The organism is Bacillus sp. CH_70, from assembly GCF_038007045.1.
Classification (GTDB): domain Bacteria; phylum Bacillota; class Bacilli; order Bacillales; family Bacillaceae_G; genus Bacillus_A; species Bacillus_A cereus.
In genome coordinates this window covers 4,128,720-4,154,930 of the sequence record NZ_JBBOWL010000001.1, presented here as the reverse complement: position 1 = coordinate 4,154,930, position 26,211 = coordinate 4,128,720, and the positions used below count along the sequence as shown (strand labels likewise).

Genomic DNA, 26,211 nt, shown 5'->3' with positions numbered 1-26,211 from the left:
ATGTACCTAGTGCATGAACTTTTTTTGTATATAAAAAAACGATCCAAATGGATCGTTTTTTAAACGCCTTACGCGTTTACTTGTTTCGCTAAGCGAGATTTTTGACGAGATGCAGCGTTTTGGTGGATAAGACCTTTACGAGCTGCTTTGTCAAGTTTTTTAGAAGCAGTTTTGAAAGCTTCTTTAGCATTTTCAAGATCGTTATTAGTAACTAAAGCTTCTACAGTTTTAACAGCAGAACGCATGTCAGACTTGATAGAAGCGTTATGTGCACGACGCTCTTCGCTAAGTTTAGCGCGTTTGATAGCAGATTTGATGTTTGCCATACTTTTCACCTCCCTGGTGCAATCGAATGACTCGATTCTTACATAGAACAAGTGATATTCTATCAAACGGTGAAGAGAATTGCAATAGTATATCCATGAAATTTCACGTAAAGGAAAGAATGACCTTATATAACTTTGGGAAATCTAACGATATTTACTATGAATTACGGAGGAGATACGATGAAAGAACCATTGGATTTAAGTAAATATAGCGTTAGAACTGACCTTGCTGTAGAAGCTCATCAAATGTTGCAAGAAAGCCAAGAAGAACAAAAAGGGATACAGGGGGTAATTGTAAAAGAGAGGGAAGAAGAAGGTACTATAATTACAAAAGTAACAATTGATGAAGCTGCCTCTGAAGCGATGGGTAAAAAACCTGGAAATTATTTAACGCTTGAAGTACAAGGTATACGTCAGCAAGATACAGAACTTCAACAAAAAGTGGAGCGTATTTTTGCAAAAGAATTTTCTTATTTCTTAGAAGAGGTTGGTGTTACAAAAGAAGCGAGCTGTTTAATTGTAGGCCTTGGGAATTGGAATGTAACACCGGATGCTCTTGGGCCAATAGTTGTAGAAAATGTATTAGTAACGAGACATTTGTTTCAATTGCAGCCTGAAAGTGTAGAAGAAGGATTCAGGCCTGTTAGTGCAATTCGGCCGGGGGTAATGGGGATTACAGGCATCGAAACGAGCGATGTTATTTATGGGATTATTGAGAAGACAAATCCAGACTTTGTAATTGCGATTGACGCATTAGCTGCCCGTTCTATTGAACGAGTAAATAGCACGATACAAATTTCTGATACTGGAATCCATCCTGGATCAGGGGTTGGGAATAAACGTAAGGAACTAAGTAAAGAGACATTAGGTATCCCTGTTATCGCAATTGGTGTTCCGACTGTGGTCGATGCCGTTTCGATTACAAGTGATACGATTGATTTTATTTTGAAACATTTTGGTCGAGAGATGAAAGAAGGAAACAAACCTTCAAGATCTTTGTTACCAGCGGGATTTTCATTTGGAGAAAAGAAAAAATTAACAGAAGAAGATATGCCAGATGAAAAGAGCCGAAATATGTTTTTAGGTGCTGTTGGTACGTTAGAAGAAGAAGAAAAAAGAAGGTTGATTTATGAAGTGCTATCGCCCCTTGGTCATAACTTAATGGTGACCCCAAAAGAAGTAGATACTTTTATTGAGGATATGGCGAATGTAATAGCGAGTGGTTTAAATGCAGCGCTGCATCATCAAATTGATCAAGATAATACGGGAGCGTATACACATTGAGGGAGAAAGATGATAATAGTTTGAGTCGTTTTGCGCTTTTGTGTATATGTAGTGTAGCTTTATGTTTACTTATGATGATAGCAGGAGTGTCACTTGCTAATCATGGTTTGAAAAGTATGAAAGGTTATCGGCAATTGTCGTATGAACAAATAGCTCATATGACAGGGACAGAGAGTACAGGTGTTGAATCAGAAATTTTGGGTAGTTCGTTTTCAGCTTCAGAAAAACAACAACAATTAGAACGTTTAAGAAGTTTTAATGTTGTAGAAGGAATTGGGATGGCGGTAGCAAGTGTAGCTTATGAAATGACGAAGTTCGGAACGGATATAGTTGTTGGGAAAATAAAGGGGATTTTTAGCTAAGAGTAGCATGGGAGAAGGTTGTTTTACTGATTTGTAAGACAACCGTTTTAAAATTTGAAAAGGGTTTGTCTCTTATGGTTTATTCGCATAAGATATAGATAGAATGATTTGTATCGTAAGCAGCACGAGTTTTCATTGAATCTTTGTTGCTCTATTGATATAATCAGTGCTAGTGTATATTGGCGAGACTATTAGGAGTTGAGAACATAGATGAACAAAGAAGAAAGAGCAAAAAGACAGTCCAAAATTCGTAATTTCTCTATTATTGCTCATATTGACCACGGAAAATCAACGTTAGCAGACCGTATTTTAGAGAAAACAAATGCGTTAACACAACGCGAAATGAAAGCTCAGTTGCTTGACTCTATGGATTTAGAGCGTGAGCGTGGTATTACAATCAAATTAAACGCAGTACAATTAAACTATAAAGCAAAAGATGGTGAAGAGTATATTCTTCATTTAATTGATACACCAGGACACGTCGACTTTACGTACGAAGTATCTCGTAGTTTAGCGGCTTGTGAAGGTGCGATTCTTGTAGTAGATGCAGCGCAAGGTATTGAAGCGCAAACGTTAGCGAACGTATACTTAGCGCTCGATAACAACTTAGAAATTTTACCAGTTATCAATAAAATCGACTTACCAAGTGCGGATCCAGAACGTGTACGTCAAGAGGTAGAAGATGTAATTGGTTTAGATGCATCAGAAGCGGTACTTGCTTCTGCGAAAGCTGGAATTGGTATTGAAGAAATTTTAGAACAAATTGTTGAAAAAGTACCAGCTCCGGCAGGTGATTCAGAAGAGCCGTTACAATGTATGATTTTCGACTCTTTATATGATCCGTACCGTGGTGTAATTGCTTATATCCGTGTTGTAAATGGAACGGTAAAAGTTGGCGATAAAGTACGTATGATGGCAACGGGTAAAGAATTTGAAGTAACAGAAGTAGGTGTATTTACACCGAAAACTACGCAACGTGACGAGTTAACAGTAGGTGATGTAGGTTTCTTAGCAGCATCTATTAAAAACGTAGGTGATACACGTGTTGGTGATACGATTACACATGCGAAACGTCCAGCTGCAGAGGCGTTACCAGGTTACCGTAAATTAAACCCGATGGTATTCTGTGGGCTGTATCCAATTGATTCTGCTCGTTATAACGATTTACGTGATGCGTTAGAAAAATTAGAGTTAAACGATTCTGCTCTTGAGTTTGAACCAGAAACATCTCAAGCGTTAGGATTTGGTTTCCGTTGTGGATTTTTAGGACTTCTTCACATGGAAATCATTCAAGAACGTATTGAACGTGAATTTAAGATTGACTTAATTACAACAGCGCCAAGCGTTATTTATAAAGTTTATTTAACAAACGGTGAAGATGTTATTGTTGATAATCCATCTAATATGCCAGATCCACAGTCTATCGATCGTGTAGAAGAGCCGTTTGTGAAGGCTTCAATTATGGTTCCGAATGACTATGTTGGAGCTGTAATGGAAATTTGCCAAGGTAAACGTGGAACGTTTATTGATATGCAATATTTAGATGAAACGCGTGTTACATTAACATATGAAATCCCGTTATCAGAAATCGTATATGACTTCTTCGATCAATTGAAATCAAATACGAAAGGGTATGCATCATTTGACTACGAGTTAATTGGTTATAAACCATCTAAACTTGTGAAAATGGATATTCTTTTAAATAATGAACAAGTGGATGCTTTATCATTTATCGTACACCGTGATTCAGCGTATGACCGTGGTAAAGTAATTGTAGAGAAATTAAAAGAATTAATTCCGAGACAACAGTTCGAAGTACCAATTCAGGCGACTATCGGAAATAAAGTTGTAGCACGTTCTACAATTAAGGCGATGCGTAAAAACGTACTTGCAAAATGTTACGGCGGTGACATTTCTCGTAAGCGTAAACTTCTTGATAAGCAAAAAGAAGGTAAAAAACGTATGAAGTCTGTTGGTTCTGTAGAAGTGCCACAAGAGGCATTCATGGCTGTACTGAAAATGGATGACAACTAATATTTGAAATAAAAAAGAAGTCGTTTGTGCGGCTTCTTTTTTCTGTATAATTACTTTTTAGACATCTGAGCAGCTCTCATTTACAATAATGAGAGAGCTTTTTAGTTCATATAGAGTTAGGAGATTGTTAATGTCCGAAAATATTCGAAAAGATATTCAAGATAAAATACAAAATGGCAATTTTAATTGTGAAAAGGAATTGACGCTTTCTATTATTAGTGGAAAGTGGAAAGTTGTGATACTGTGGCATCTTGGTGTGGAAGGGCCTCATCGTTTTAGTGAATTACAACGGTTATTCCCAAGCATTTCTCATAAAGTTTTGTCGAACCAATTAAAAGAGTTAATGGAAGATGGGATTGTTGATCGAACAGTATATCCCGAAATTCCTCCTCGTGTTGAGTATTATATGACGGAACTAGGCATGTCACTTTTACCGATCGTTGAAATGATGTATGATTGGGGAAAAATGCGAATGGAACAAATTCGTAATACGTTAGAGAAGTAGAGAATCCTCCGGAGTGCGGAGGTTTTCTTTTTAGAAAGGTAGGAGTTATATTTGGTACAAGCTGCATATATTCATATTCCGTTTTGTCAGCACATTTGTCACTATTGTGATTTTAATAAAGTGTTTATTGAACGCCAACCGGTTGATCAATATTTAGATTATTTAGAGAAGGAAATAATAAATACGGTTCAAAAAGTTCCGTTTGATAGTATGAAAACGATTTTTGTGGGCGGTGGAACTCCGACAGCGTTAAATATGGAACAGACAAAAAAATTACTCGAGATTATTAATCGTCATTTGCGTCCGTTTGCTCCGAATTGTGAATTGACATTTGAAGCGAATCCAGGAGATCTACCGAAAGAGAAGTTGAATGTACTACTAGAAGGTGGAGTGAATCGAATTAGTTTTGGTGTGCAAACGTTCCGTGATGAACTGCTTGAGAAAATCGGGCGCAAGCATACGAGGGAAGATGCATTCCTAGCGATTCGAGAAGCTCAGGAAGTAGGCTTTAAAAATATTAATGTAGATATTATTTATGCTTTGCCAGGACAAACGATAGAAGATGTGAAGGAAACATTAGACATTGCTTTTACGCTTGGTGTACAACATTTCTCGGCATATTCATTAATTGTGGAACCTAAAACAGTGTTTTATAACTTAATGAATAAAGGGAAATTGCGTCTTCCGGGTGAAGACCATGAAGCTAAAATGTATGAAATGGTAATGGATGAAATGGAGAAACACGGTTATAACCAGTATGAAATTAGTAATTTCTCAAAAGGTGACAATAAAAGTAGACATAATCTCACATACTGGAATAATGAAGAGTATTATGGCTTTGGAGCTGGAGCTCATAGTTATGTGAATGGGGAACGTATTCAAAATGTAGGTCCGCTGAAGCAATATTTTAATAAAATTGATGAAACAGGATTTCCGTATTTAGATGTTCATAAGGTGACGGAGAAAGAAAGAATGGAAGAAGAACTGTTCTTAGGACTTCGAAAAACAAAAGGTGTTTCTAAAACGGCATTCCGCGATAAATTTAATGTGGAGATGGATCAAGTTTTCGCGAAGCAGTTACAAAGCAATCAAGAACAAGGATTACTTGAAGAGGAAAATGGACATGTGCGTTTAACGCGAAAAGGAAAATTATTAGGGAATGAAGTATTCCAATCATTTTTGATTGACTAATTAAATGTTCCATAGGCGTGAAAAAGTTTCATTATTTCGTGACGTTTCCGTTGACAATTGAATGTCAATTTTGGTAAGTTATTAATAGATTTAGCACTCAAAGACAAAGAGTGCTAACAGAGGTGATGATGAGATGCTTACGGAACGTCAGCTCTTAATTTTACAAACAATTATTGATGACTTTATTGGATCAGCGCAGCCTGTTGGGTCTAGAACGTTGGCTAAAAAAGATGAAATTACATTTAGTTCAGCTACTATTCGAAATGAAATGGCGGACTTAGAAGAATTAGGTTTTATTGAAAAAACGCACAGTTCTTCTGGACGTGTTCCTTCTGAGAAAGGCTACCGATTTTATGTAGACCATCTTTTAGCGCCGCAAAACTTACCGAACGCTGAAATTGTACAAATTAAAGATTTATTTGCTGAAAGAATTTTTGAAGCGGAAAAAATTGCACAGCAATCTGCTCAAATTTTATCAGAACTTACGAATTATACGGCCATTGTTCTTGGACCGAAGTTAAGTACAAATAAACTTAAAAATGTACAAATTGTGCCGCTTGATCGTCAAACTGCAGTCGCTATTATTGTAACTGATACAGGGCATGTACAAAGTAAAACGATTACCGTTCCGGAATCTGTTGATTTATCAGATTTAGAAAAAATGGTTAATGTTTTAAATGAAAAGCTATCTGGCGTACCGATGGAAGAACTTCATAATAAAATCTTTAAGGAGATTGTTACAGTTTTACGTGGGTATGTTCATAATTACGATAGTGCAATAAAAATGTTAGATGGTACATTTCAAGTTCCGTTATCGGAAAAGATATACTTTGGAGGAAAAGCAAATATGCTTTCGCAGCCAGAGTTCCATGACATTCAAAAGGTTAGATCTTTGCTTACCATGATTGATAATGAAGCCGAATTTTATGACATTTTGCGTCATAAACAAGTCGGGATTCAAGTGAAAATTGGTAGGGAAAACACTTCGACGGCTATGGAGGATTGCAGTTTAATTTCTGCAACATATTCGATCGGCGAAGAGCAACTTGGAACAATTGCTATTTTAGGTCCTACGAGAATGCAATATTCTCGTGTAATTAGTTTGTTACAGTTATTTACGAGACAATTTACTGATGGACTTAAAAAGTAAATGAGAGTAATACATTCGCTCAAGTGATGAAATTTTCATTGCTGTGTGTAATATATAATGCTTAGGTAATCATGCTATGCATGATACCTAATACCTTTTAAGGAGGTGAATATTGTGGAAGAGCGTAACGAACAAGTGGTAGAAGAAGTAAAAGAAGCGCAAGTTGAAGAAGCTGTCACGCCAGAAAACAGTGAAGAAACTGTAGAAGAAAAAAGTGAGGCTGCTCTTTTACAAGAAAAAGTAGATGAGTTACAAGCGAAACTAACGGAAACGGAAGGTCGCACATTACGTCTACAAGCTGATTTTGAAAATTATAAGCGCCGTGTCCAAATGGATAAACAGGCTGCTGAAAAATATAGAGCACAAAGTCTAGTTTCAGACATCTTGCCAGCTCTTGATAATTTTGAAAGAGCAATGCAAGTGGAAGCGACTGATGAGCAAACGAAATCCTTGTTACAAGGTATGGAAATGGTGCATCGTCAATTGTTAGAAGCGCTGACTAAAGAAGGTGTGGAAGTGATTGAAGCTGTTGGTAAACAGTTTGATCCTAATGAACACCAAGCTATTATGCAAGTGGAAGATAGTGAATTTGAATCAAACGCGGTTGTGGAAGAATTCCAAAAAGGTTATAAATTAAAAGACCGTGTGATTCGCCCATCAATGGTAAAAGTAAATCAATAATTTACATAAAACTAGGAGGATTCGCCATGAGTAAAATTATCGGTATTGACTTAGGTACAACAAACTCTTGTGTAGCTGTTATGGAAGGTGGAGAACCAAAGGTTATCCCAAATCCAGAAGGAAACCGTACAACACCTTCTGTTGTAGCTTTCAAAAATGAAGAACGTCAAGTTGGGGAAGTTGCAAAGCGCCAAGCAATTACAAACCCAAATACAATCATGTCTGTTAAACGTCATATGGGTACAGACTACAAAGTAGAAGTTGAAGGTAAAGATTATACACCTCAAGAAATTTCTGCAATCATTTTACAAAACTTAAAAGCTTCTGCTGAAGCATACTTAGGTGAAACAGTAACGAAAGCTGTTATTACAGTACCTGCATACTTCAACGATGCAGAGCGTCAAGCAACGAAAGATGCTGGTCGTATCGCTGGTTTAGAAGTTGAGCGTATCATTAACGAACCAACAGCAGCAGCACTTGCTTACGGTTTAGAAAAACAAGACGAAGAACAAAAAATCTTAGTATATGACTTAGGTGGCGGTACATTTGACGTATCTATCCTTGAGTTAGCAGACGGCACATTTGAAGTTATTTCAACTGCTGGTGACAACCGTCTTGGTGGCGATGACTTTGACCAAGTTATCATCGATCACTTAGTAGCTGAGTTCAAAAAAGAAAATAACATTGATTTAAGCCAAGATAAAATGGCGCTTCAACGCTTGAAAGATGCAGCTGAAAAAGCGAAAAAAGATCTTTCTGGTGTAACACAAACTCAGATTTCATTACCATTCATTAGTGCTGGAGCTGCTGGTCCATTACACTTAGAATTAACGTTAACAAGAGCGAAATTCGAAGAGCTTTCAGCAGGTCTTGTTGAAAGAACATTAGAGCCAACTCGTCGTGCATTAAAAGACGCTGGTTTTGCTCCAAGCGAATTAGATAAAGTTATTCTTGTTGGTGGATCTACTCGTATCCCAGCTGTACAAGAAGCTATTAAACGTGAAACTGGTAAAGAGCCATATAAAGGTGTAAACCCTGATGAAGTTGTAGCATTAGGTGCTGCAGTTCAAGGTGGCGTACTTACTGGTGATGTAGAAGGCGTTCTATTATTAGACGTAACTCCACTTTCTTTAGGTATTGAAACTATGGGTGGCGTGTTCACGAAATTAATCGAGCGTAACACTACAATTCCAACAAGTAAGTCACAAGTATTCTCGACAGCTGCTGATAATCAACCAGCAGTAGACATTCACGTATTACAAGGTGAGCGTCCAATGTCAGCTGACAACAAAACGTTAGGTCGTTTCCAATTAACTGACCTTCCACCAGCACCACGTGGTATTCCACAAATCGAAGTAACATTCGATATTGATGCGAACGGTATTGTTAACGTACGTGCGAAAGACTTAGGAACAAGCAAAGAGCAAGCTATTACAATCCAATCTTCTTCAGGTCTTTCTGATGAAGAAGTAGAACGTATGGTACAAGAAGCGGAAGCAAATGCTGACGCTGACCAAAAACGTAAGGAAGAAGTTGAACTTCGTAACGAAGCTGACCAACTTGTATTCCAAACAGACAAAGTTGTAAAAGATTTAGAAGGTAAAGTAGATGCAGCTGAAGTTGCAAAAGCAACAGAAGCGAAAGAAGCATTACAAGCTGCAATTGAGAAAAACGAGCTTGAAGAAATTCGTGCGAAAAAAGATGCTTTACAAGAAATCGTACAACAATTAACTGTTAAATTATACGAGCAAGCTCAAGCAGCTGCTGGTCAAGCAGAAGGTGCGCAAGACGCTGGCACGAAGAAAGACAATGTAGTTGACGCTGAGTTTGAAGAAGTAAAAGAAGACAAGTAATTCAACTGTAAACATAATAAGTAAGATGACAAAAAGTCAAAGTCAAGCGTGCCTTGACTTTGGCTTTTTTCACGAATGAGAAGCGATGTGTGAGGATCTTAAGTTTTTCGCTTTGCATACTGTAAGTGAGGAAACTTTGTTGCAAAGCACTTTCTTTCGGTGTTAAAATTACGTTTATGTGAAAGATTCGGGGGTTGTAAATTTATGAGTAAACGAGACTATTATGAGGTCCTTGGACTTAGCAAGGGCGCTTCAACAGATGAAATAAAAAAAGCGTATCGTCGTTTGGCTAAAAAATACCATCCAGACGTAAGTAAAGAAGAAAATGCAATTGAAAAGTTTAAAGAAGTACAAGAAGCATACGAAGTGTTAAGTGATGATCAAAAGCGTGCGCAGTACGATCAATTTGGTCATGCTGGTGCAAATCAAGGATTCGGTGGATTTGGCGGCGGAGGAGACTTCGGCGGTGGCTTCGGTTTTGAAGATATATTTAGTTCTTTCTTTGGCGGTGGCGGCGGCAGACGTCGTGATCCAAATGCTCCGCGCCAAGGTGCTGACTTACAATATCAAGTCACTTTAGATTTTGAAGAAGCTATTTTTGGTAAGGAATTAAATGTGGAAATTCCAGTAGAAGATCCATGTGATACTTGTAAAGGTAGTGGAGCAAAACCAGGAACTTCAAAAGAAACATGTAAACATTGTTCAGGCTCTGGTCAAGTGAGTGTAGAACAAAACACACCGTTTGGTCGTATCGTAAACCGTCAAGCTTGTGGTCATTGTTCAGGAACTGGACAAATTATTAAAGAAAAATGTACGACATGTCACGGTTCAGGTAAAGTTCGTAAGCGTAAAAAAATCAATGTTAAAATTCCAGCAGGTATCGATAATGGTCAACAAATTCGTGTGTCTGGAAAAGGTGAAGCCGGCGTAAATGGCGGACCAGCAGGAGACTTATATGTTGTCGTTCATGTAAGAAATCATGAATTCTTCGAGCGTGAAGGAGATCACATTATTTGCGAAATGCCATTAACATTTGCGCAAATGGCGCTTGGTGATGAAGTGGAAGTTCCTACTGTTCATGGTAAAGTGAAGCTGAAAATTCCAGCAGGAACACAAACTGGAACAGAATTCCGCTTAAAAGGAAAAGGTGCTCCGAACGTACGTGGATACGGCCAAGGAGATCAATATGTAGTCGTTCGTGTTGTTGTACCGACGAAATTGACTTCGCAGCAAAAAGATTTATTACGTGAATTTGCAGGACAAGAAGAGCAGGATGATAGTTTATTCGGAAAGCTTAAACGTGCTTTCAAAGGGGAATAATGGAAATAAAAAATGGAGTTGGTAAATTGTGAAATGGTCAGAAATTAGTATTCATACAACAGAAGAAGCAGTAGAAGCTGTCTCTCATATTTTACATGAAGCTGGTGCTAGCGGAGTTGCGATTGAGGATCCAGCGGAGTTAACGAAAGAGCGCGAGCAACAATATGGTGAAATTTATGCATTGAATCCAGATGAATATCCGGCGGAAGGTGTATTAATAAAAGCATATTTCCCGCAAACGGATTCTTTACATGAAACGATTGCAGGTGTAAAATCATCTATTGATGTGCTTCCATCTTACGACATTGAAATTGGTACTGGAAATATTACCGTTAACGAAGTCAATGAAGAAGATTGGGCTACTGCTTGGAAAAAATATTACCATCCAGTACAAATTTCTGATACATTCACAATCGTACCGACGTGGGAAGAATATACACCATCTTCTCCTGATGAAAAAATCATTGAATTAGACCCAGGTATGGCGTTTGGTACAGGAACTCATCCAACAACAACGATGTGTATTCGTGCTTTAGAAAAAACAGTACAGCCAGGTGACACTATCATTGATGTAGGAACAGGTTCTGGTGTGCTTAGTATTGCAGCGGCAAAATTAGGTGCGTCTTCTGTTCAAGCATATGATTTAGATCCGGTTGCAGTTGAAAGTGCAGAAATGAATGTGCGTTTAAATAAAACAGATGATATCGTGTCTGTTGGGCAAAATAGTCTTTTAGAAGGTATTGAAGGTCCTGTTGATTTAATCGTAGCTAACTTATTAGCAGAAATTATTCTTTTATTCCCTGAAGATGCAGCGAGAGTTGTGAAGTCAGGTGGATTATTTATTACATCGGGCATTATTGCTGCGAAGGAAAAAGTAATTTCTGAGGCGTTAGAACAAGCTGGATTTACAATTGAAGAAGTGTTACGAATGGAAGATTGGGTAGCAATTATTGCACGAAATGCGTAATATAGATTTTAGTCTATAATGAAAAGGGGAGTCTCTCACTATAAGGTGAGGGACTTGCCGTTTGTTATATGAAAAATGATAATGTTTCGTTCTTTTCGTAAGTGTTGACTTACGAAAGGAACGAAACTCTACTAAGGTGATTATATGCAACGTTATTTTGTAGAAGAAAAACATGTAAGTGAAGCAAAAATTCGCATTGTAGGTGATGATGTACATCACATTGCGAGAGTAATGCGTATGACAGCTGGCGATCAAATTTATTGCTGTGTAAACGGAAAAACAGCAGTATGTTCAATTGATGAAATTACCAGTGAATTTATTAATACGGCTATTGTAGAATGGGTAGAGGCGTCAAGTGAACTTCCTGTTTTCGTGACGATTGCAAGTGGACTGCCAAAAGGAGACAAGCTAGAGTTGATTTTTCAAAAAGGAACTGAGCTTGGGGCAGCTGCATTCTTACCATTTCAAGCATCTCGCTCTATCGTAAAATGGGATGCGAAAAAAGCTGATAAAAAAGTTGAGCGTTTAAGAAAAATTGTGAAAGAAGCTGCGGAACAATCACATAGAAGTGAAATTCCGGAAGTACATGCTCCGGCATCATTTAAGCAACTGCTTACAATGAGTGGTGAGTATGATGTTTGTCTTGTTGCTTACGAAGAGGAAGCGAAACAAGGCGAGAAATCTAATTTTGCGAAAGCTTTAACGACAATGAAACCAGGTCAAAAGCTATTGATTGTATTTGGCCCAGAAGGCGGTTTAGCTGAGGAAGAGATTACAGCGCTTCGTGAACATAAATTTGTACCATGTAGTTTAGGACCAAGAATTTTAAGAACAGAAACGGCGCCGTTATATGCGTTAAGTGCTGCTTCGTATCATTTTGAATTGATGGGGTGATGATCAATGTCAACTGTTGCGTTCCATACGTTAGGTTGTAAAGTAAACCACTATGAAACAGAAGCCATTTGGCAATTGTTTAAACAAGGTGGTTATGAAAGAACAGAATATGAAAAGAAAGCTGATGTATATGTTATTAACACATGTACAGTAACGAATACTGGGGACAAAAAAAGCCGTCAAGTAATCAGACGTGCTGTGCGTCAAAATCCAGATGCAGTTATTTGCGTAACGGGATGTTATGCACAAACATCTCCAGCTGAAATTATGGCGATTCCAGGTGTAGATATTGTAGTTGGTACACAGGATCGTGAAAAGATGTTAGGTTACATCGAAGAATTCCGTAAAGAGCGTCAACCAATTAATGCGGTCCGCAATATTATGAAAACACGTGTGTACGAAGAACTTGATGTACCTTATTTCACGGATCGTACACGTGCGTCTTTAAAAATACAAGAGGGTTGCAATAACTTCTGTACATTCTGTATCATTCCTTGGGCGCGTGGTTTAATGCGTTCTCGTGATGGAAAAGAGGTTATTAAACAAGCACAACAATTAGTGGATGCAGGCTATAAAGAAATCGTATTAACGGGTATTCATACAGGTGGATACGGCGAAGATATAAAAGATTATAACTTAGCTGGATTACTTCGTGATATGGAAGCGGAAGTAGGCGGATTAAAACGTCTTCGTATTTCTTCTATTGAAGCGAGTCAAATTTCAGATGAAGTAATTGAAGTGTTAGATAAATCTGAAGTAGTTGTACGTCACTTGCATATTCCGTTGCAATCTGGTTCTAATACTGTATTAAAACGTATGCGTCGTAAATATACGATGGAATTCTTCCAAGAGCGTTTAGATCGTTTGAAAGAAGCGTTACCAGGCCTTGCGATTACATCTGACGTAATCGTTGGTTTCCCAGGTGAAACAGAAGAAGAATTCATGGAAACATACAATTTCATTAAAGAGAACCGCTTCTCTGAGTTACACGTGTTCCCTTATTCAAAACGTACAGGAACACCTGCAGCACGCATGGAAGATCAAGTTCCTGAAGATGTGAAGAACGATCGTGTTCATCGTTTAATTGAGCTATCTAATCAATTAGCGAAAGAATATGCATCAGCGTTTGAAGGTGAAGTGCTTGAAATCATTCCAGAAGAGCAATTTAAAGACGGCGACCGTGAAGGGTTATATGTAGGGTATACAGATAACTACTTGAAAATTGTATTTGAAGGATCAGAAGAATTAATTGGTAAGCTAGTGAAAGTGAAAATTACGAAAGCTGGCTATCCATATAACGAAGCGCAATTTGTTCGTGTTCTTGAAGATGATGTGAAAAAAGAATCAGCAAGCGCATAAAAAAGAGCGTGCAACCGGAAACGGTTTGCATGCTTTCTTTATTTGAAGCGGTTAAGTACTAGAAGGTGGAGAGGCGTTTCGTGCATCCCTGTATGAAAAAAGTTGAAATGATAAAAATATAGTTGTCTTCATGAAAGAAGGATACTAGCTATTTGTATAACTTTTGAAAAGGAAATGCTTCTATTCTTCTTTTATTCTGCCAAATAGTTGACCTGAAGTGATAAAATGTATTATAATCGTAAAAGACATGCTGAAGAAGTGTTTCTTTTTGCATGCTGAAGTTAGTATGTAAGTGTGATGTTTCGGAGGGAGGGAAAGAGAATGTCAAAAACAGTCGTTCGTAAAAACGAGTCTTTGGAGGATGCACTTCGCCGTTTTAAAAGATCGGTTTCTAAAACTGGTACACTTGCTGAAGCAAGAAAGCGCGAGTTTTATGAAAAACCAAGTGTAAAACGTAAGAAGAAATCTGAAGCGGCAAGAAAGCGTAAATTCTAAGAGAGGGTGTAAGTTATGAGTCTTCTCGGTCGTTTAAACGATGATATGAAACAAGCGATGAAGAATAAACAAAAAGAAAAATTAACCGTTATTCGTATGGTTAAGGCTGCTTTACAAAATGAAGGTATTAAACTGCAACATACTCTTACTGAAGAAGAGGAAGTAACAGTTTTAGCTCGTGAAGTAAAACAGTATAAGGACTCCCTCCTTGAATTTAAAAAAGCTGGTCGTGAAGACCTTGTTAATAAACTGCAAAGTGAAATTCAGATTTTAAGCGCATATTTGCCAGAGCAATTAACTGAAGAAGAACTAGTTGATGTAATCAAGCAAGTTATTTCTGAAGTTGGTGCGACTTCTAAAGCAGATATGGGTAAGGTGATGACTGCTGTTATGCCGAAAGTAAAAGGTAAAACAGACGGATCACTTGTGAATAAGTTGGTTATCCAGCTATTAGCATAAAAAAACGTCTCATTTCGTATGAGACGTTTTTTTATTGTTCTTATTAAGGAAAAACGCTATATTGCTTAATAAGCGTTTCTGTAAGTGATAGAAACGCCTCTGGTATGTAAAAAAAGGTAACAGCCTTAGTTATGATTAATCCCACCATAAAAAAAGCTTTTTCGTTTTCTTAATTTCTTCGACTAACTCCTCAATGCTTTCTGTTCCTTGTTCCACTATATCTGGACAAAATTCATACATTTCTTGCGCGAAAGATTGCATTTCTTCGTCTGTAGGTAACGCGCTAAAAATGGCATCAACCCAGTCATGATCTGCACCGATTATGATAAAAGGATAGCGATCATTCCATTTTCTTAGTTTAAAAATAACATCTATATTGCTAACTTCGTAATTAACGCCATTTGTTTGTTGGATTGTAAGGATATCAAATTGGTCATTTCCTTGTGTAATTGCAATTCTACACTCACTCTTACTTCCTTGACTAAAACTTCTTTCGCAAATAAAAGCTAAGTATCCAAGTTTCTGAACCTCAGATTGAAGTTTTATAACTTGCTGTTCAGCAGAATCCTCAAAGGTAACGAAAGAGACTCCGGCTATTTTAGATTTTGAATCAGTTGCATAAAAGGGCTGGATGCTGCTGTTAGTAACTTGTTTTATAACATTCAAAATTTCTTGACTAAATCCAATTTCCTTTCGTATTTCCTCGCTTATTAATTCATTTTTTTGTTTTTTAATGAATCCTAATATTTTTTTGAAATTCATATAACAACCACCTATAAAATATTCTTACTTACACCGCAAAATTCAGAGTGGAGCAATTTCCTTTTTCGGATTTTATCTCATTTGTCTAATGAATGACAACTACTTATTCTATGGTCAGTATGTCACGTCCAGAACGAATTGTAACAGGTTTTTTCAAGTTTCCAACTTCTTGCTAGGCTCAATTTCTTAATTTAACTTGTACTGATATCCCCTGAGGGCGCATATTCTTGTATTAATACTTCTATTATTATGGGTAACATTCTCTGATCCATCATTGTCCTGATAAATATGATTTCATATAGCGACTGTTTTAATTAACATGAGATGAACTCTTACAGAATATAGTTATGTTAGTGAAGTCGTTATAACACGATAGGCACTTGTGAAGAAATACATATATATGGGATGAGGAGGGGGTCTTTCGAGATGAAGAAATTAGAACAAATGAAAAATTGGTTAACAAAACAAGTAGACCTACCAGTGGATGTATTAATGGATCTGCCTCGGATTACTCTTGTTGGGCAAATACATATTTATATAGAAAATCATCGGGGGCTATTAGTGTTTTCAGATAAAGAAGTGCGATTGCTTTTAAAACATGGTCAATTACTAATTAAAGGACAATCCTTTGTTATTAAAACGATTCTTCCAGAAGAGCTTTTGCTCGAAGGGATAATTGAGCAAGTAACATTTTTAGAAAATGAAAAAAAAGGTGATTGAAGTGAAACTTCCATTTGTGAAGTTTTTCTTCTTTATCCTGTAAAAGTTTCGTTGATAGAGACCGATTACAGTTTTAATTTGTTTCATTTTAGTACGAGCTATTTTAATGCTTCAAATAAAAAGTAGTATATCTACTTTTAGAAAGGCAGTGAAGGTGGTAAATGAAAAATAAATGGTTTATAAAGTGGCTTGGATATGTAAAAGTGCGGATTGAAGGTAGAGGAGCGGAACGGTTTGTTAATGAATGTGTACGGAGGAATTTGTTAGTTTGGGATGTTAAGAAAATAGCTGATGAAACGTTAGTTTTTTGTATGTTGTTACGCGATGTGAAAAAAATAAAACCAATTTATAGAAAAAATGAATGTAAATTATATTTTATTGGACGTTATGGTTTTCCTTTTTGGAATAAGCGTTTAATTAAAAATAGTGGATTTTTAATTGGGTTTTTAATTTTCTTTTTTGGCGTGATTGCAATGTCAAATATGGTTTGGAAAATTGAAATTACAGGAGCAAAACCCGAAACAGAATATATATTGATGAAAGAATTGGATAAAATGGGTATTAAAAAAGGGAAACTACAATTTCAAATGCCGAATGTAGAAGATGTACAACGCCATTTGACAGATAATATTAATGCCATTACTTGGGCGGGACTAGAAGTAAGAGGAACGACGTATCATTTTAAAATTGTTGAAAAAAACGAACCAAAAAAAGAAAAGGAACAAAGGCCGCAAAATTTAGTAGCAAAAAAAGAAGCGATTATTACAAAAACGTTTGTAGAAGTTGGAAAGCCGGTTGTACTGAAGAATGATCATGTAGAAAAAGGGCAGATTCTCGTATCGGGAATATATGGTAATGAGGAAAGTCCGACGATTGTTTCAGCGAAAGGTATTGTGTATGGCGAAACGTGGTATACATCTAAGGTAGATGTTCCGCTAAAGACGCAATTCCAAGTGTATACTGGTAATGTATACAATGAACATTTTCTTAAATTTGGGGATACGAAAATAAAAATATGGGGATTTCAGCATGATAAGTATAAACGCTCTCGTACTGAAAGTGTAAAGCATGATGTGAAATTATTTGGTTTTACACTGCCGATTGCATATGAAAAAGATGTTGTGAGAGAAGAGGAAGAAGCGAATCGAGAATATACAGAAAAGCAAGCGCTGAAAGTAGCGAAGGAGATGGCCGAAAAAGAACTAAAGAAAAAATTGGATGAACATGCTATGATTGTAAGTGATAAGATTTTGAGTAAAGAGGTTGAGGCGGATCAACTAAAAGTCACATTGCATTATACTGTGGTTGAAAATATTGCAGAGCCACAACCAATATCCGAATCCGATATTCAAGGAGACTGAGTAATGGCAGAACAATTAGTAGAAATGAACCAACAATTGGAAAATACTAACGAAGCAATCGCTCTTTTTGGAGTCAATGATGCACATTTAAAAGTAATTGAACGAGAACTGAATGTATCGATCGTAACTAGAGGAGAAACTGTCCATGTATCTGGAGCAGTTGAAACGGTGACACTCGTAGAAAAAATCTTACAGCAATTACTTGTTGTAATTCGTAAAAGTATATCAATTTCAGAGAGAGATGTTGCGTATGCAATTCAGCTCGCGCAACAAGGGAAAATTGCTCAATTTGAAGAGTTATATGAAGAAGAAATTTTCAAGACTGCAAAAGGTAAATCCATTCGTGTAAAAACAATGGGGCAAAGAAGATATATTCATGCGATGAAGAAGAATGATATTGTCTTTGGGATAGGGCCTGCAGGAACTGGAAAAACATACTTAGCTGTAGTAATGGCTGTGAGAGCTTTAAAACAAGGATATGTAAAGAAAATTATTTTAACAAGACCTGCTGTAGAAGCTGGAGAAAATTTAGGTTTTTTACCAGGGGATTTGAAAGAGAAGGTAGATCCATACTTACGTCCATTATATGATGCCTTACATGATATTCTTGGACAAGAATATACGCAGCGTATGATGGAGCGAGGAGTAATTGAAATCGCGCCGCTTGCTTATATGAGGGGGCGTACGCTTGATGATTCATTTGTTATTTTAGATGAGGCTCAAAATACAACGGGTGCTCAAATAAAAATGTTTTTAACAAGATTAGGTTTTAGCTCTAAAATGGTTATTACAGGGGACCCTTCACAAGTAGACTTGCCAAAAGGGGTAAAATCAGGGCTATCCATAGCTGCTAATATTTTATCTGGTGTATCAGGTCTGTCATTTATTACATTAGAACAAACGGACGTTGTGAGACATCCATTGGTGCAACGTATTATTGAGGCATATGATAAAATGGAATGATCCTATTTGTCAGGATCATTTCTTTTTGTATGATAAGGTTGGCGAATGTCATATTTTTTACTATCATGAAAGATAAGGAAAATAAACTATAGGTACTGGTGTGTAAAATGTTGCCTCAAAGTATCGTTGGGTAGAAGAAATGAAAGCTATAAATAGTTTCACTTTATTTCTGGAGAGGAGAAGGTATTGAAATCATGTCAAGATCTCAAGAAATTTCTAAGTGGTTTCGTAATTTACAACATTCGAAAAAACTAAGTTGGATTTCTTACGTTGTGTTAGGAGCAGTGCTGTTTTTTGCGCTTATGAATAATGTAAAACCAGAACAATTAGATGTTAATATGTATTCTATTGCGAAAAAGACAATCCATTCTCCTATAAAAATTGAAGATAAAGTTACAACGGATAAAAAGAAAAAAGAAGCCGCTACAAAAGTTGAAGATCAATATACATATAAAAGTGAGTATAAACAAAACAAAGTTGATATTGTGAATGACGTCTTTGCTAAAGTGGATGAAGTGGTGCAAGAGATTAAAGCTGTTGGACCGGATGATCAAAAAAAGATGACTGATGCTGAGAAAGTGGATAAGTTAAAAAAGAAACTACCCGCTGACTTAACGAAAGAATTATCTGATTCAAACTTACTAAATTTGATTAATGCAGATTCGAGCCAATTAGTATTAGCGAAAGATGCTGCGGTCACAGCGATTAATAGTATCATGACTGAGCATATTAAAATGGACGAATTGAAAGATGCGAAAGAACGATATGTAAGTGAGATGAATAGTGTTAATGTTGATAATGGTTTAAAAGAGTCAATTAAGGCGCTAGGAAGATATGCAATTTCAGCGAACTATTTTTATGACCCGATCTTAACGAAAGAGAAGAGAAAAGCAGAGGAAGATTTAGTTCCACCTGTTTATATTCTTCAAGGACAAGTTCTTGTTAGAGAAGGTGAAACGATTTCAAGTGATGTGTATAATCAGTTGAAATTAGTTGGTTTGTTAGAAAAAGGGAACGGCTTTCAACCTTATGTTGGATTAGCGGTACTCATTGGTGTATTACTATACTTTATGCATAAACAATTTGAATTATTTTTAAAGAGAAAAAGAGAAGATAGACCGTATGTTTTAGCGTATATTACAATTTTGTCTATCACAATCGTCTTAATGAAAATCATTAGTTTGTTTCAAAAACTTGAATACGCAGGGATTGCATATGTTGTCCCAGTTGCGATGGGAACAATACTTGTAAAACTAATGATTGGTGATCGATTTGTCTTTTTAACGAGTATGATTTTTTCTGTATGCGGAAGTATTATGTTTAATGAAGGAGTAACGAGTACATTAAATTATAGTGTAGGGATTTACGTATTGTTAAGTTCATTATCGGTTAGTATTTTCTTGCGAGAAAAAAATCGTCGTACAATGATTTTACAAGCCGGTATACTCGTTTCTGTATTAAATGTAGTCGTATTAGCGGCGCTCTTATTATTACGTAATGGGAATTTTTCGCCTCTTGAAATTGGTACGCAATTATTAATGGCTTCACTTTCAGGGATTATATCATCCGTTTTGGCTATGGGGATTTTACCATATTTAGAAAGTGGACTTGGAATCGTATCAAGTATGAAGCTTATGGAACTATCAAGTCCAAATCATCCGCTTTTACGCAGAATTTTGTTAGAAGCGCCAGGGACATATCATCATAGTGTAATGGTAGCGAATCTTTCTGAGGCTGCTTGTGAAGCAGTTGGGGCAAATGGTGTATTAGCGCGTGTAGGGGCATATTATCATGATGTAGGAAAAACAGTACAACCGCAATTCTTTATTGAAAACCAAATGGGAATTAAAAACCCGCATGATAAATTAGATCCTGTAACGAGTAAAGATATTATAATTGCTCACGTAACGGATGGAGTAAGAATGCTCGAAGAATATCATATTCCACAAGAAATTATTGATATCGCTGGGCAACATCACGGTACAACGTTACTGAAATATTTTTATTATAAAGCTATTAAAGAAGATAAAGAAAAATATACAGAAGAGATGTTCCGTTATCCAGGTTCAAAAGCAACTTCGAAAGAATCGGCAATTGTTGGTATTGCTGATAGTGTAGAAGCTGCGGTACGTTCTATGAATCACCCAACGCCAGAACAAATTAATAATTTGGTGCAAAATATTATTAAAGATCGACTGCAAGACGGTCAATTTAGTGAATGTGATTTGACGTTTAAGGAACTACAAATCGTTGGAAAAACGTTGTGTGAAACGTTAAATGGTATTTTCCATTCGCGTATTACATATCCGGAACCTCCGGAAGAAAAGGAGAAAGAATGAGTTTGTTAATTGATTTTATTGATGAAACAGAAGAAGTAAAAGAAGAGTATATGAGTTTAATTCGTGAAGTGTTAGAAAAAGCAGCTCAAATGGAAAATATCGAGGATGGTGCGGAGGTATCGGTGACATTTGTAGATAATGAGCGCATTAGAGAAATTAATCGTGATTACCGAGATAAAGATCAACCTACAGATGTAATATCCTTTGCCATGGAAGAGATGGGAGAAGGAGAAATGGAGATTGTTGGTGTAGAGATGCCGCGCATGTTAGGGGATCTTATTATCTCTATTCCAAGGGCGAAAGAGCAAGCTGAAGAGTACGGACATTCTTTCGATCGTGAACTTGGATTTTTGGCGTTACATGGCTTTTTACATTTACTTGGTTATGATCACATGACAGAAGAAGATGAAAAAGAAATGTTCGGAAGACAAAAAGAAATTTTAGAAGCTTTTGGATTAGGACGATGAAAAAAGGAAAACTTATAGATAGTTTTGGATATGCTATAGCTGGTATATTCTTTTGTTTTCGTCATGAACGAAATATGAAAATCCATTATTTAGCCGCAGTCATTGTTATATGCTGCGGCTTTTATTTCCATATTACGAAAATAGAGTGGATGATATTACTTATTGTAATAGGGAGTGTAATGAGTTTAGAGATGGTAAATACGGCTGTGGAAAAAACGGTAGATTTAGCGACTGCCGATATTCATCCGTTTGCAAAAATTGCAAAGGATGTTGCGGCAGGAGCGGTTTTATTGTTTGCAATTATAGCTGTTATAATTGGTGCTATTATCTTTTTACCGTATATGGTATAGTTGCATTCCGAAGCTTTTATTAAGCTTCGGAAGTGCTGTAAGGGCCTTTAATGAGAGAGTGTATCTCTTCATAGCTGTGAACAGGAAGGATGCGGGAATATGAATAGTAAACAATTAATTCTAGAAGCAATCGAAGCGCGTAAACAAGCGTACGTACCATATTCTAAATTTCAAGTAGGTGCAGCATTATTAACGCGCGGTGGAAAAGTATATCGTGGATGTAATGTTGAGAATGCATCATATGGCTTATGTAATTGTGCTGAAAGAACAGCTTTATTTAAGGCGATTTCTGAAGGAGATAAAGAATTTGTAGCCATTGCGGTTGTAGCAGATACAAAGCGCCCAGTACCTCCTTGTGGAGCATGTCGACAAGTTATGGTAGAATTATGTAAACAGGATACGAAAGTATACTTATCAAACTTACATGGTGACGTTCAAGAGACGACAGTCGGAGAATTGTTACCAGGAGCATTTTTAGCGGAGGATTTACATGAATAGAAAAGGTTATAAATCAGGTTTTGTCTCTATTATTGGCAGACCGAATGTTGGAAAATCTACATTTTTAAACCGTATTATCGGCCAGAAAATTGCTATTATGAGTGATAAGCCACAAACGACTCGTAATAAAATTCAAGGTGTATATACAGAAAATGATGCACAAGTTATTTTCATTGATACACCAGGAATACATAAACCTAAACATAAATTAGGCGACTTCATGGTAAAGATGGCGCAAACGACATTAAAAGAAGTTGATATTGTTCTGTTTATGGTTAATGCAGTTGAAGGATTTGGTCGTGGTGAGGAATTCATCATTGAGAAATTAAAAGAAACGAAACAACCAGTATTTTTAGTCATTAATAAAATTGACCAACTTCATCCAGAGCAATTACTAGAGTTAATTGATCAATATCGTAAACTACATGAATTTGCAGAGATTGTACCAATTTCTGCGTTAGACGGTAATAATGTGGACGCTTTAATTGGAACAATTAAAAAGTATTTACCAGAAGGACCACAATACTATCCAGAGAATCAAGTAACGGATCATCCGGAGAGATTTATTATTGCAGAGCTTATTCGTGAGAAAGTACTACATTTAACACGTGAAGAAGTGCCGCATTCTGTGGCTGTTGTTATCGATGCGATTCAAAAGCGTGAGGGCGGGGCAGTTTATATAAATGCAACGATTGTTGTTGAACGTGCATCACAAAAAGGAATCATCATCGGAAAACAAGGAAAAATGTTAAAAGAAGTTGGTAAGCGAGCTCGTTTTGATATTGAAGCGCTACTTGGTTCTAAAGTATTTTTAGAAGTATGGGTAAAAGTGCAAAAAGATTGGCGTAATAAAATGTCTCAGCTTCGTGATCTAGGTTTCCGCGAGGATGAGTACTAAAATAGAGTAAAGTTGTAATCAGTGGATGGTTGGTTCATCCACTGATTATTGGTTTTTATGAACTTTGATAAATTAGGAAAAATTTTTCTCACATGAAAATGGACAAAATGGGTCAATTTAATAACAACAAAGGAAATTGGTTTATAGGCTACGCTTATTGAGAAAGGTGGATTCTTATGCTAGATTTTACCTGGAAGTTTTTCTCCAAAACAGGAAGCATTGAAACGTACTTGCTTTTGAAAGAAATGGAAAAAGACGTAAACGATGAGATGGATCAACATGAAGAGGAGCTAGCGCATCTAGACTCTCCAATTTCTTGACCCGTTTTGTTCAAACCTTGGATGGTGACGAACATGTTTCAAAAAGTTGAGGGCATCGTTATCCGTACGACAGATTACGGAGAAACGAACAAGATTGTTACAATATTCTCAAGAGAACTTGGTAAGGTAAGTGCAATGGCAAGAGGGGCAAAAAAACCGAAAAGCCGATTAGCATCTGTGTCGCAATTAATGACACATGGCCATTTTCTTATTCAAATGGGATCTGGGCTTGGAACATTGCAACAAGGCGAGATTATTTCAACTATGAAAGAAATTCGCGAGGATATATTTTTAACTGCTTATGCATCATTTATTGTTGAGTTAACTGATAAAGCAACAGAAGATAAAAAACATAATCCGTATTTATTTGAAATGTTATATCAAACGTTGCATTATATGTGTGAGGGTGTTGATTCAGAAGTATTATCATTAATTTATCAAACGAAAATGCTTCCGGTATTAGGGATGCGCCCGTACTTTGATACATGTGCGATTTGTCATCAAGAAACAGACTTTGTCGCCTTCTCCGTAAGGGAAGGCGGTTTTCTGTGCTCACGTCATGCAGAGCAAGACCCATATCGTATACCGGTAGGAGAAGCTGTTCATAAATTATTACGTCTTTTCTTCCATTTCGATTTACATAGGCTCGGAAATGTATCGGTAAAGGATAGCACAAAAAAACAAATGCGTTTAGTATTGAATACATATTATGATGAATATTGCGGAATTTATTTGAAATCAAGACGTTTTTTAGAACAACTTGATAAGTTTCAAATATAATTTTGGGCCGTATACGGTCCTTTTTACATACTTTCTTTTTCGAATAGCATATTTAGTATATAATATTTAAGAGATAGTATAACTTTTTTCGTTGTGCATTAAAGGTGGTGATTATCATAGAGCTGAATAAACGGCAAGAACATATCATTCAGATTGTAAAAGATCACGGTCCTATTACAGGGGAATCAATTGCAGCGCAATTGGGTCTAACACGTGCGACGCTAAGACCAGACTTAGCAATTTTAACGATGGCTGGTTATTTAGAAGCACGTCCACGCGTAGGTTATTTTTATACGGGTAAAACTGGGGGGCAGCTATTATCTGAAGCTGTTAAGAAAATTAAAGTACAAGATTATCAATCTAGACCGGTTGTAATTGATAAAAATGTTTCCGTATACGATGCAATTTGTACGATGTTTTTAGAGGACGTTGGTACATTGTTCGTTGTAGATCAGATGACTCTATTAGTTGGTGTTGTGTCTCGTAAAGATTTATTAAGAGCGAGCTTAGGAAAGCAGGATTTAACCTCTCTTCCGGTTAATATTATCATGACAAGGATGCCAAACATTGCGATGTGTCGTAGAGAGGATTCTTTATATGATATTGCGATGGAATTAATAGAAAGACAGATTGATGCAATGCCAGTTGTAAAAGATACGAAACAAGGTTTAGAAGTGATTGGGCGAATTACAAAAACAAATATTACACGTGCGTTTGTAAATTTAGTAAATAACGAATAAGTGTAATTTGTTTAAAGTGAGGTAATGTAATGGATAATAAAATCGTATATGTCGTATCTGATTCTGTAGGGGAAACGGCTGATTTGGTTGTTCGAGCAGCAATGGGGCAATTCCCGTTTGCTCCTGATATTAGACGTGTACCGTATGTAGAAGATACAGGGACATTAAAAGAAGTGATTTCGATTGCTAAGAGTAATCAAGCACTTATATGTTTTACGTTAGTTAAGCCTGATATGCGCCAGTATTTAGTAACAGAGGCTGCAAAAGAAGGGGTAGAGGCATACGATATTATCGGCCCTCTTATTGATCAAATTGAAGAAATTACGGGGCAAGTGCCGAGATATGAGCCAGGTGTTGTCCGTAGGTTAGATGAAGAATACTTTAAAAAGATTGAAGCGATTGAATTTGCTGTGAAGTATGATGACGGCAGAGATGCACGAGGTATCTTAAAAGCAGATATCGTGTTGATTGGTGTTTCGCGTACATCAAAAACACCACTTTCCCAATATTTAGCTCATAACAAACGCTTGAAAGTTGCGAATGTACCACTCGTGCCAGAAGTTGACCCACCTGAAGAACTATATCAAGTGGCAAAAGAAAAATGTTTCGGTTTGAAAATTACGCCAGATAAGTTAAATCATATTCGAAAAGAACGATTAAAATCACTTGGATTAAGTGATGGAGCAACATATGCAAATATTAATCGTATTCAAGAAGAAATTGATCACTTTGAGGAAGTAATTAGTAAAATAAATTGCCAAGTAATCGATGTATCGAATAAAGCGATTGAAGAAACAGCAAATATTATTGTGAATGCAGTGCAAAACCAAAAAATGTTTTAGCACATTTACCAAAGGTGAATGTGCTTTTTTCGCTCGTGTAAAATATGATACCTATGGATTTTGTAATAGATTGTAGTGTAATGGTTATACTTATACTCCTTTGTCTTTTAGTATATTCAAGGTGTGAGTTTGTCATCCTGAAATGTAAGATGAAAAAATAAAGGGATATGTAGCGTAGTTGAAGAAAATATATTATAATAAAAAATTGTGATAAAAACCTATATTTTACGTTTAGACTTTAATTTTTCAGAATAAACTAGGGATAGGATTTACGAAAAAGACATGTAATTA

28 protein-coding genes are annotated in these 26,211 nt (G+C 36.5%); 26 read left to right on the top strand and 2 right to left on the bottom strand.

What is annotated here, in order from left to right; translation table 11 throughout:
- Positions 1 to 68 precede the first annotated feature (68 nt).
- On the bottom strand, positions 69 to 326 hold the full coding sequence (gene rpsT, locus N2V79_RS21210; protein ID WP_001274012.1) for a 30S ribosomal protein S20: 258 nt from the start codon (positions 324 to 326) through the stop codon (positions 69 to 71).
- A 180-nt stretch (positions 327 to 506) separates the two neighbouring features.
- Here rpsT and gpr point away from each other — a divergent pair, with 180 nt between their 5' ends.
- The 14 genes from gpr to N2V79_RS21140 all read left to right on the top strand — a co-directional run bounded on the left by gpr (position 507) and on the right by N2V79_RS21140 (position 14,880).
- Complete coding sequence (gene gpr, locus N2V79_RS21205; RefSeq protein WP_000662644.1) at positions 507 to 1,610, top strand: GPR endopeptidase; 1,104 nt, start codon at positions 507 to 509, stop codon at positions 1,608 to 1,610.
- Complete coding sequence (locus tag N2V79_RS21200; protein ID WP_001207095.1) at positions 1,607 to 1,972, top strand: YqxA family protein; 366 nt, start codon at positions 1,607 to 1,609, stop codon at positions 1,970 to 1,972. The genes gpr and N2V79_RS21200 overlap by 4 nt, the downstream gene beginning before the upstream one ends.
- Positions 1,973 to 2,182: 210 nt before the next feature.
- Positions 2,183 to 4,006 carry an elongation factor 4 gene (lepA, locus tag N2V79_RS21195; protein ID WP_001030948.1) on the top strand — a complete coding sequence of 608 codons (1,824 nt, stop codon included), beginning with the start codon at positions 2,183 to 2,185 and terminating at the stop codon, positions 4,004 to 4,006.
- A gap of 130 nt (positions 4,007 to 4,136) precedes the next feature.
- The gene (locus N2V79_RS21190; RefSeq protein ID WP_001293539.1) at positions 4,137 to 4,511 is read left to right on the top strand and encodes a winged helix-turn-helix transcriptional regulator; all 375 of its coding nucleotides are present in this window, start codon (positions 4,137 to 4,139) and stop codon (positions 4,509 to 4,511) included.
- 51 nt (positions 4,512 to 4,562) lie between these two features.
- Positions 4,563 to 5,702, top strand: coding sequence for a radical SAM family heme chaperone HemW (gene hemW / locus N2V79_RS21185; RefSeq protein ID WP_340720198.1), 1,140 nt, complete (start codon positions 4,563 to 4,565; stop codon positions 5,700 to 5,702).
- A 133-nt stretch (positions 5,703 to 5,835) separates the two neighbouring features.
- Positions 5,836 to 6,852 (top strand): heat-inducible transcriptional repressor HrcA, encoded by a 1,017-nt coding sequence (gene hrcA, locus N2V79_RS21180; protein WP_000954942.1) that lies wholly within the window; start codon positions 5,836 to 5,838, stop codon positions 6,850 to 6,852.
- Positions 6,853 to 6,966: 114 nt separating this feature from the next.
- Positions 6,967 to 7,533, top strand: coding sequence for a nucleotide exchange factor GrpE (gene grpE, locus N2V79_RS21175; protein WP_000392711.1), 567 nt, complete (start codon positions 6,967 to 6,969; stop codon positions 7,531 to 7,533).
- A gap of 26 nt (positions 7,534 to 7,559) precedes the next feature.
- Positions 7,560 to 9,386, top strand: coding sequence for a chaperone protein DnaK (dnaK, locus tag N2V79_RS21170; protein WP_069356209.1), 1,827 nt, complete (start codon positions 7,560 to 7,562; stop codon positions 9,384 to 9,386).
- Positions 9,387 to 9,590: 204 nt separating this feature from the next.
- Entirely contained in the window at positions 9,591 to 10,706 is a 1,116-nt protein-coding gene (gene dnaJ / locus N2V79_RS21165; RefSeq protein WP_000043947.1) for a chaperone protein DnaJ, read from the top strand.
- Between the two features lie 28 nt (positions 10,707 to 10,734).
- On the top strand, positions 10,735 to 11,673 hold the full coding sequence (gene prmA / locus N2V79_RS21160; RefSeq protein WP_000872103.1) for a 50S ribosomal protein L11 methyltransferase: 939 nt from the start codon (positions 10,735 to 10,737) through the stop codon (positions 11,671 to 11,673).
- A gap of 144 nt (positions 11,674 to 11,817) precedes the next feature.
- On the top strand, positions 11,818 to 12,567 hold the full coding sequence (locus tag N2V79_RS21155; RefSeq protein WP_001190142.1) for a 16S rRNA (uracil(1498)-N(3))-methyltransferase: 750 nt from the start codon (positions 11,818 to 11,820) through the stop codon (positions 12,565 to 12,567).
- Between the two features lie 6 nt (positions 12,568 to 12,573).
- The gene (gene mtaB, locus N2V79_RS21150) at positions 12,574 to 13,926 is read left to right on the top strand and encodes a tRNA (N(6)-L-threonylcarbamoyladenosine(37)-C(2))-methylthiotransferase MtaB (protein WP_000108679.1); all 1,353 of its coding nucleotides are present in this window, start codon (positions 12,574 to 12,576) and stop codon (positions 13,924 to 13,926) included.
- Positions 13,927 to 14,247: 321 nt separating this feature from the next.
- Positions 14,248 to 14,421, top strand: a complete 174-nt coding sequence (gene rpsU / locus N2V79_RS21145) for a 30S ribosomal protein S21 (protein ID WP_000048061.1) — start codon at positions 14,248 to 14,250, stop codon at positions 14,419 to 14,421.
- A gap of 15 nt (positions 14,422 to 14,436) precedes the next feature.
- Positions 14,437 to 14,880 carry a GatB/YqeY domain-containing protein gene (locus N2V79_RS21140; RefSeq protein WP_000054582.1) on the top strand — a complete coding sequence of 148 codons (444 nt, stop codon included), beginning with the start codon at positions 14,437 to 14,439 and terminating at the stop codon, positions 14,878 to 14,880.
- A 135-nt stretch (positions 14,881 to 15,015) separates the two neighbouring features.
- On the opposite strand, the gene N2V79_RS21135 is transcribed toward N2V79_RS21140, so the two are convergent.
- Positions 15,016 to 15,642: a DUF4253 domain-containing protein gene (locus N2V79_RS21135; protein WP_001009615.1), complete on the bottom strand. Its 627-nt coding sequence runs from the start codon at positions 15,640 to 15,642 to the stop codon at positions 15,016 to 15,018.
- Positions 15,643 to 16,068: 426 nt separating this feature from the next.
- Here N2V79_RS21135 and yqfC point away from each other — a divergent pair, with 426 nt between their 5' ends.
- The 12 genes from yqfC (at position 16,069) to N2V79_RS21075 (ending at position 25,920) form a co-directional block, all read left to right on the top strand.
- Positions 16,069 to 16,362, top strand: coding sequence for a sporulation protein YqfC (gene yqfC, locus N2V79_RS21130; protein ID WP_000732269.1), 294 nt, complete (start codon positions 16,069 to 16,071; stop codon positions 16,360 to 16,362).
- Positions 16,363 to 16,523: 161 nt separating this feature from the next.
- Entirely contained in the window at positions 16,524 to 17,723 is a 1,200-nt protein-coding gene (gene yqfD, locus N2V79_RS21125) for a sporulation protein YqfD (protein ID WP_000792498.1), read from the top strand.
- A 3-nt stretch (positions 17,724 to 17,726) separates the two neighbouring features.
- On the top strand, positions 17,727 to 18,686 hold the full coding sequence (locus tag N2V79_RS21120) for a PhoH family protein (protein ID WP_000840520.1): 960 nt from the start codon (positions 17,727 to 17,729) through the stop codon (positions 18,684 to 18,686).
- Positions 18,687 to 18,880: 194 nt separating this feature from the next.
- Entirely contained in the window at positions 18,881 to 21,025 is a 2,145-nt protein-coding gene (locus N2V79_RS21115; protein WP_088022805.1) for an HD family phosphohydrolase, read from the top strand.
- Positions 21,022 to 21,492 carry an rRNA maturation RNase YbeY gene (ybeY, locus tag N2V79_RS21110; RefSeq protein WP_088022803.1) on the top strand — a complete coding sequence of 157 codons (471 nt, stop codon included), beginning with the start codon at positions 21,022 to 21,024 and terminating at the stop codon, positions 21,490 to 21,492. Before N2V79_RS21115 ends, ybeY begins: the two co-directional genes overlap by 4 nt.
- The gene (locus N2V79_RS21105; protein ID WP_000715464.1) at positions 21,489 to 21,842 is read left to right on the top strand and encodes a diacylglycerol kinase family protein; all 354 of its coding nucleotides are present in this window, start codon (positions 21,489 to 21,491) and stop codon (positions 21,840 to 21,842) included. The genes ybeY and N2V79_RS21105 overlap by 4 nt, the downstream gene beginning before the upstream one ends.
- A gap of 99 nt (positions 21,843 to 21,941) precedes the next feature.
- The gene (locus N2V79_RS21100; protein WP_088022801.1) at positions 21,942 to 22,340 is read left to right on the top strand and encodes a cytidine deaminase; all 399 of its coding nucleotides are present in this window, start codon (positions 21,942 to 21,944) and stop codon (positions 22,338 to 22,340) included.
- Positions 22,333 to 23,238 carry a GTPase Era gene (era, locus tag N2V79_RS21095; RefSeq protein WP_001080230.1) on the top strand — a complete coding sequence of 302 codons (906 nt, stop codon included), beginning with the start codon at positions 22,333 to 22,335 and terminating at the stop codon, positions 23,236 to 23,238. Before N2V79_RS21100 ends, era begins: the two co-directional genes overlap by 8 nt.
- Positions 23,239 to 23,414: 176 nt before the next feature.
- The gene (locus N2V79_RS21090) at positions 23,415 to 23,558 is read left to right on the top strand and encodes a YqzL family protein (protein ID WP_000883924.1); all 144 of its coding nucleotides are present in this window, start codon (positions 23,415 to 23,417) and stop codon (positions 23,556 to 23,558) included.
- 33 nt (positions 23,559 to 23,591) lie between these two features.
- Positions 23,592 to 24,338 (top strand): DNA repair protein RecO, encoded by a 747-nt coding sequence (gene recO, locus N2V79_RS21085; RefSeq protein ID WP_000487011.1) that lies wholly within the window; start codon positions 23,592 to 23,594, stop codon positions 24,336 to 24,338.
- Positions 24,339 to 24,445: 107 nt separating this feature from the next.
- Positions 24,446 to 25,078 carry a helix-turn-helix transcriptional regulator gene (locus tag N2V79_RS21080; RefSeq protein ID WP_000583756.1) on the top strand — a complete coding sequence of 211 codons (633 nt, stop codon included), beginning with the start codon at positions 24,446 to 24,448 and terminating at the stop codon, positions 25,076 to 25,078.
- A gap of 29 nt (positions 25,079 to 25,107) precedes the next feature.
- Positions 25,108 to 25,920: a pyruvate, water dikinase regulatory protein gene (locus tag N2V79_RS21075; RefSeq protein ID WP_000368944.1), complete on the top strand. Its 813-nt coding sequence runs from the start codon at positions 25,108 to 25,110 to the stop codon at positions 25,918 to 25,920.
- Positions 25,921 to 26,211 lie beyond the last annotated feature (291 nt).